Consider the following 6,302-nt stretch of genomic DNA (forward strand, 5'->3'; position numbering starts at 1 on the left):
CTTTCTGTGTTTAATTTCGCGTCATTTAACGGGTTATAGAGAAAATCCCTTTATCCATCATTTCCTCTGTTACTAAAATAATCTCATCTTCATTTTTCTCCGGGCAAATGACAGCTCCATCCGGAATTTTTATCCCAGAAGGAATGATTGCCTTGTTTACATAGACATTTTCACCAATGATGGCATCTGGCATGATTACTGAGTTTTGGATCACTGAGTTTCTTCCTACATTCACACCTTGGAACAATACGGAATGATCAATTTTCCCTTCAATGAAGCATCCCTCATTTACAAGAGAATCCTTAACATCTGCATATGGTGCGATGAACTGAGGCGGTTGATTTGGATTAACAGAATAGATACGCCAGTCATATTCAAAAAGATTCAGTTCACAATCCTCTTTTAATAAATCCATATTTGCTTCCCACAAGCTCTTAACTGTTCCAACATCCTTCCAATATCCCTTAAAAGGATAGGCAACCAATTTTTTATTTTCCTCCAATAACAAAGGAATGACATCCTTACCGAAGTCATGGCTGGACTCAGGGTTTCTATCATCCATTTCAAGATATTCCTTTAAGACAGACCACTTGAAAATATAGATTCCCATAGATGCTAGATTACTCTTTGGGTTCGCTGGTTTTTCATCAAACTCAACCACTTCAAGCTTATCGTTTGTATTCATAATTCCGAACCTGCTTGCTTCTTCCCAAGGAACTTCCACCACTGAAATCGATACATCCGCATCCATTTTAATATGGTAGTCTAGCATTTCCTCATAATTCATTTTGTAAATATGGTCACCAGAAAGGATAAGGACATATTCAGGATCATATTGAGTGAGATAATTGATATTTTGATAGATGGCACTTGCTGTCCCGGTATACCACTTCACACCAGAAGATTCGGTGTAAGGAGGCAATACTGTCACCCCTCCATTTTTACGATCCAGATCCCACGTGCTACCAATACCGATATATGAATTAAGTACTAAAGGTTGATACTGCGTCAATACCCCAACAGTAGTAATACCTGAATTCGTACAATTACTTAATGCAAAATCAATGATTCTATATTTCCCTCCAAAAGGAACAGCCGGCTTTGCCAACGTCTTTGTTAAGGAGCTGAGTCTGCTCCCTTTTCCCCCTGCCAATAACATTGCTACACATTTATTTTTCGCCATCGCGTTATCTCTCCCCTCTAATTTTTTTCGGACGCCATATACTTACGCCAAATGATGCAACATTGACCATCATATGATAGTCCTTGCCATGATATGCTCCCTCTTCCGCACTAACTTCCTGCTCGTTTATAAGGCCGGCTCCACCGTACTCTTTCGCATCAGAACTGAAAACTTCTACATAGTCTGTAAAATAAGGCACACCAATTTTGAATCCATCATAGGAAGTTCCTGTGAAATTACAAACTACGATTAGTGTATCTGCAGGTTTTTTCCCTTTTCGGATAAAAGAAAAGACGCTTTGCTCTCGGTTATCGGCATCAATCCATTCAAATCCATTTGGATCATGATCCAATTCGTACAATGCTTTATACTGCTGATAAAGGGCCATCAGTTCCTTAAAATAATGGTGCATTTGTTGATGGGACTCATACTGGTTAACTAAAAACCAATCCAATTGTTCAAGGTCCTTCCACTCATCAAATTGACCAAACTCCCCACCCATGTAGAGAAGCTTCTTTCCTGGGTGAGTCAAGAAAAATCCGTACAGCAAGCGTAATTGCGCAAACTTTTCTTCATAATCTCCAGGCATTTTGTTTAACAAAGATCTTTTGCCATGAACCACTTCATCATGGGAAAAAGGCAAAATGAAGTTCTCGGAAAATGCATACACGATGGAGAAAGTCACTTTGTCATGTAGATGTTTTCGTTGCTCTGGAGCAGCCTCCATGTACCGCAATATGTCGTTCATCCAGCCCATGTTCCATTTGTAATTGAATCCAAGTCCTCCACTGGAAGTTGGGGATGTAACTAATGGCCAATCAGTTGAATCCTCTGCAATCATAAGTGCACTATAATCTTGTTCAAATACCGCCTCATTAAGCTTTCTCAAAAATTCCTGCGCATAAGGATTTGCATGCTCTTCCTTGGAATTTGGCCAATAAAGCATGTTAGCCACGGCATCCACCCTAAAGCCGTCAACATGGAAGTTTTCCATCCAGTACAGTGCATTCGATATTAGGAAGCTCCTTACCTCCGGCTTTCCTAAATCAAAATTTGCCGTCCCCCATACTTCATTCTCGCGATCATGATAGTTTTCATATTCAAAGACTGGTGCCCCATCAAACATGTATAGCCCATGAGCATCCTTACAAAAATGCCCCGGTACCCAGTCCAATATCACACCTATATCCTCCTGGTGGCATGCATCAATGAATGCCATTAACTCTTTAGGGTTTCCATATCTGCTTGTTGCAGCATAATAGCCCGTACCTTGATAGCCCCAAGAGCGGTCATATGGATGCTCTACTAAAGGCAACAATTCTATATGGGTAAAATCATGTTCCTTAATATAAGGTATTAATTCCGTTATCAGCTCTCTATAGGAGTAAAGTTCTCCATCATCCTTTTTCCTCCATGAACCAAGGTGCAGTTCATAGATAAACATCGGTTTCTCATAAACCAATTTTCGCTTCTTTTTCCTGCGCCAGTTTTGATCCTTCCATTTAAAACCTTCTAAGTCATATACAATGGAAGCTGTATTAGGTCTTACCTCTGCATGGAAAGCAAACGGATCAGCCTTATGTAATATCTCACCAGATTGTGTCACAATCTCATATTTATATAAATGACCGGAAAGGTCTTCATCTATTTGAATGCTCCAAACACCTTCGTTATTTAATTTTTCTAGTGGATGCATCTCTCCATTCCACTCATTAAAAGACCCCATTACTCGTACTTTCTTGGCGTTAGGTGCCCACACAGTGAATCTAGTCCCTAACACTTTCTTTCGATGCCATACTAAATGAGAGCCAAAAAGCTCATAACTTTTATACAATGTTCCCTCATGAAAAAGGTGCAGCTGAAAATCCGTCACACTCGTAGCAATCAATTTTTTCACCCTTCCATCATTCCTTATAAAAAAGAATATTGTTATACACTTCTATTCTCTTTTTTATAATATTCTCCTTTATCCGACAAGTCGAAATCGTATGACATAAATCAACAATACAAATTTTTATATATTATTATGTAAAAAATAGTTAATTAAAGGAAACCGTTTTCATTGTTGGTATACTTGAAATTGCGTTATATCAATGTTTTTGAAAGGGGTTACAATTAAAGAAGATTTAACTAAAAATTAGGAGGAGGAATGTTGATATTTGTCGAAAAGTTTTTTTGTGAAATGTAGTATAAACCCATAAATGTACACGCTTACATCAATAGATTATTTCAATATAATAAATTTACTTTTCAAAATGGGGTTTTGCTTCTTTGGAAAAAGGGTAATGTATGAGTTAATGTTTTCAAATAAGTAGAAGACTATTTCTTCAATAAGAAGAAATTGAATATTGTATACGAGTGCAATACGGTGAAATACGGGGCACACTTTTGAGCAGAATTTTACAAAAAAAAAAGCCATAGTATTTATAAAATACCACAACTTTTGATGACCCGTACGGGATTCGAACCCGTGTTACCGCCGTGAAAGGGCGGTGTCTTAACCGCTTGACCAACGGGCCAGATATTCTGGCGGAGAAGGAGGGATTTGAACCCTCGCGCCGCTTACACGACCTACACCCTTAGCAGGGGCGCCTCTTCAGCCACTTGAGTACTTCCCCAGATATGGCTCCACCAGTAGGATTCGAACCTACGACCCTTCGGTTAACAGCCGAATGCTCTACCGCTGAGCTATGGTGGAATAAAACGGTATATACAAAAAAATGGTGGGCCTAAGTGGACTCGAACCACCGACCTCACGCTTATCAGGCGTGCGCTCTAACCAGCTGAGCTATAGGCCCACATAAAAATGGAGCGGGTGATGGGAATCGAACCCACGACATCAGCTTGGAAGGCTGAGGTTTTACCATTAAACTACACCCGCTAAAAAGGGCGACTGATGGGAATCGAACCCACGAATGCCTGAACCACAATCAGGTGCGTTAACCACTTCGCCACAACCGCCATAACAATATTTATTTAGTAAAGATGGTGCCGGCGATAGGAGTCGAACCCACGACCTACTGATTACAAGTCAGTTGCTCTACCAACTGAGCTACACCGGCATTTAAAAATCAAAGTGGCTCGGGACGGAATCGAACCGCCGACACATGGATTTTCAGTCCATTGCTCTACCAACTGAGCTACCGAGCCGTAATATATATAATAGTAATAATTTTAATGCTTTCTTCGCACCATTACCCAAATTTCAAAACCAAAATTTGTGCGCTGATGTATATTCAGGGAAGTTTACTCGATCGTGCTCTACCAACTGAGCTACCGAGCCAAACATAAATGGCGGTCCCGACCGGGATCGAACCGGCGATCTCCTGCGTGACAGGCAGGCATGTTAACCGCTACACCACGGGACCATTTGGTTGCGGGGACAGGATTTGAACCTGCGACCTTCGGGTTATGAGCCCGACGAGCTACCGGACTGCTCCACCCCGCGATAATAAAATATAAGTCTCTATACTCACCATATCATCTAAAATAATATGGCGGAGGAAGAGGGATTCGAACCCCCGCGGGCTTTGACACCCCTGTCGGTTTTCAAGACCGATCCCTTCAGCCGGACTTGGGTATTCCTCCGCGTATAGAAAGAACTGGTGGACCTTGTAGGACTCGAACCTACGACCGGACGGTTATGAGCCGTCTGCTCTAACCAGCTGAGCTAAAGGTCCTTTTTGGTAGCGGCGGAGGGGATCGAACCCCCGACCTCACGGGTATGAACCGTACGCTCTAGCCAGCTGAGCTACACCGCCAAAAAAGATAAAGTATTTCATAAAAAGTATAAAGTGGAGCCTAGCGGGATCGAACCGCTGACCTCCTGCGTGCAAAGCAGGCGCTCTCCCAGCTGAGCTAAGGCCCCAAATTTAAAATAGGAATTTAATGGTCGGGAAGACAGGATTTGAACCTGCGACCCCTTGGTCCCAAACCAAGTGCTCTACCAAGCTGAGCTACTCCCCGTTATTGGCGCGCCCGAGAGGACTCGAACCCCTAACCTTTTGATCCGTAGTCAAACGCTCTATCCAATTGAGCTACGGGCGCATATTAATGAAAATTATTTTACTGCTGGAAAAAACTCTGGTGCCGAGGACCGGAATCGAACCGGTACGGTAGTCACCTACCGCAGGATTTTAAGTCCTGTGCGTCTGCCAGTTCCGCCACCCCGGCAAGGGCAAGTCTGTTGGAGCGGAAGACGGGATTCGAACCCGCGACCCCCACCTTGGCAAGGTGGTGTTCTACCACTGAACTACTTCCGCTAATAAAATTACAATGCGGGTGAAGGGACTCGAACCCCCACGTCAAAGACACTAGATCCTAAGTCTAGCGCGTCTGCCAATTCCGCCACACCCGCAAGATAAATGGTGTGCCATGAAGGACTCGAACCTTCGACCCTCTGATTAAAAGTCAGATGCTCTACCGACTGAGCTAATGGCACATATGGTGCCGGCGATAGGAGTCGAACCCACGACCTACTGATTACAAGTCAGTTGCTCTACCAACTGAGCTACACCGGCATAAGATTATAAATAAATTTCACTAAGTGAAAAAATTATGGTGGAGGATGACGGGATCGAACCGCCGACCCCCTGCTTGTAAGGCAGGTGCTCTCCCAGCTGAGCTAATCCTCCATGTATCTGCCTGGCAACGTCCTACTCTCACAGGGGGAGATCCCCCAACTACCATCGGCGCTGAAGAGCTTAACTTCCGTGTTCGGTATGGGAACGGGTGTGACCTCTTCGCCATCATTACCAGACAAATTATATTATACAAAATTGAGGAAGAAAATCAAGATGTTTTTACATCTTTCTTTGTTCCTTCAAAACTAGATAATGTGTTCCTATCAAGATATTCATATCGTTCACTTATTTCGATACTTATTTGGGTTAAGTCCTCGATCGATTAGTATTCGTCAGCTCCACATGTCGCCATGCTTCCACCTCGAACCTATCTACCTGATCATCTTTCAGGGATCTTACTTACCGAAGTAAAAGGAAATCTCATCTTGAGGGGGGCTTCATGCTTAGATGCTTTCAGCACTTATCCCGTCCGCACGTAGCTACCCAGCTATGCCTTTGGCAAGACAACTGGTACACCAGCGGTGCGTCCATCCCGG

At 43.0% G+C, this 6,302-nt stretch carries 2 protein-coding genes, 22 tRNA genes and 2 rRNA genes; all 26 read right to left on the minus strand.

Going from position 1 to position 6,302, the window contains the following annotated elements; genetic code table 11:
* Positions 1-25 precede the first annotated feature (25 nt).
* A complete protein-coding gene (locus tag FZC76_RS09740) occupies positions 26-1,183 on the minus strand; it encodes a glucose-1-phosphate adenylyltransferase (protein WP_148988011.1) in 1,158 nt (385 codons plus the stop codon).
* A 4-nt stretch (positions 1,184-1,187) separates the two neighbouring features.
* A complete protein-coding gene (gene glgB / locus FZC76_RS09745; RefSeq protein WP_148988041.1) occupies positions 1,188-3,071 on the minus strand; it encodes a 1,4-alpha-glucan branching enzyme in 1,884 nt (627 codons plus the stop codon).
* Between the two features lie 559 nt (positions 3,072-3,630).
* Positions 3,631-3,702 (minus strand) — tRNA-Glu (locus FZC76_RS09750).
* Positions 3,703-3,710: 8 nt separating this feature from the next.
* Positions 3,711-3,801, minus strand: a tRNA-Ser gene (locus tag FZC76_RS09755).
* Positions 3,802-3,806: 5 nt separating this feature from the next.
* Positions 3,807-3,881: transfer RNA gene (locus tag FZC76_RS09760), tRNA-Asn, on the minus strand.
* A 23-nt stretch (positions 3,882-3,904) separates the two neighbouring features.
* A tRNA-Ile gene (locus FZC76_RS09765) sits at positions 3,905-3,981 on the minus strand.
* A 9-nt stretch (positions 3,982-3,990) separates the two neighbouring features.
* Positions 3,991-4,064: transfer RNA gene (locus FZC76_RS09770), tRNA-Gly, on the minus strand.
* Positions 4,065-4,071: 7 nt separating this feature from the next.
* Positions 4,072-4,144 (minus strand) — tRNA-His (locus FZC76_RS09775).
* A gap of 25 nt (positions 4,145-4,169) precedes the next feature.
* Positions 4,170-4,245, minus strand: a tRNA-Thr gene (locus FZC76_RS09780).
* 15 nt (positions 4,246-4,260) lie between these two features.
* A tRNA-Phe gene (locus FZC76_RS09785) sits at positions 4,261-4,333 on the minus strand.
* Positions 4,334-4,475: 142 nt separating this feature from the next.
* Positions 4,476-4,551: transfer RNA gene (locus FZC76_RS09790), tRNA-Asp, on the minus strand.
* 3 nt (positions 4,552-4,554) lie between these two features.
* Positions 4,555-4,631: transfer RNA gene (locus tag FZC76_RS09795), tRNA-Met, on the minus strand.
* A 47-nt stretch (positions 4,632-4,678) separates the two neighbouring features.
* Positions 4,679-4,771: transfer RNA gene (locus tag FZC76_RS09800), tRNA-Ser, on the minus strand.
* A 15-nt stretch (positions 4,772-4,786) separates the two neighbouring features.
* Positions 4,787-4,863: transfer RNA gene (locus FZC76_RS09805), tRNA-Ile, on the minus strand.
* A 4-nt stretch (positions 4,864-4,867) separates the two neighbouring features.
* Positions 4,868-4,944, minus strand: a tRNA-Met gene (locus FZC76_RS09810).
* 34 nt (positions 4,945-4,978) lie between these two features.
* A tRNA-Ala gene (locus FZC76_RS09815) sits at positions 4,979-5,051 on the minus strand.
* A gap of 21 nt (positions 5,052-5,072) precedes the next feature.
* Positions 5,073-5,149: transfer RNA gene (locus FZC76_RS09820), tRNA-Pro, on the minus strand.
* Between the two features lie 4 nt (positions 5,150-5,153).
* A tRNA-Arg gene (locus FZC76_RS09825) sits at positions 5,154-5,230 on the minus strand.
* 37 nt (positions 5,231-5,267) lie between these two features.
* Positions 5,268-5,356: transfer RNA gene (locus FZC76_RS09830), tRNA-Leu, on the minus strand.
* A gap of 14 nt (positions 5,357-5,370) precedes the next feature.
* Positions 5,371-5,445 (minus strand) — tRNA-Gly (locus tag FZC76_RS09835).
* A gap of 14 nt (positions 5,446-5,459) precedes the next feature.
* Positions 5,460-5,540, minus strand: a tRNA-Leu gene (locus FZC76_RS09840).
* A gap of 8 nt (positions 5,541-5,548) precedes the next feature.
* A tRNA-Lys gene (locus tag FZC76_RS09845) sits at positions 5,549-5,624 on the minus strand.
* Positions 5,625-5,627: 3 nt separating this feature from the next.
* Positions 5,628-5,703: transfer RNA gene (locus FZC76_RS09850), tRNA-Thr, on the minus strand.
* Between the two features lie 38 nt (positions 5,704-5,741).
* A tRNA-Val gene (locus tag FZC76_RS09855) sits at positions 5,742-5,817 on the minus strand.
* Positions 5,818-5,825: 8 nt separating this feature from the next.
* Positions 5,826-5,942 (minus strand): 5S ribosomal RNA (gene rrf, locus FZC76_RS09860).
* A gap of 126 nt (positions 5,943-6,068) precedes the next feature.
* Positions 6,069-6,302 (minus strand): 23S ribosomal RNA (locus tag FZC76_RS09865); the annotation flags it as partial.

Source organism: Sutcliffiella horikoshii, assembly GCF_008180725.1.
Taxonomy (GTDB): Bacteria; Bacillota; Bacilli; order Bacillales; family Bacillaceae_I; genus Sutcliffiella_A; species Sutcliffiella_A horikoshii_B.

Excerpts from the sequence above, each read along its gene's own strand:
- FZC76_RS09740 (WP_148988011.1), bottom strand. The coding sequence starts at position 1,183 with ATGGCGAAAAATAAATGTGTAGCAATGTTATTGGCAGGGGGAAAAGGG.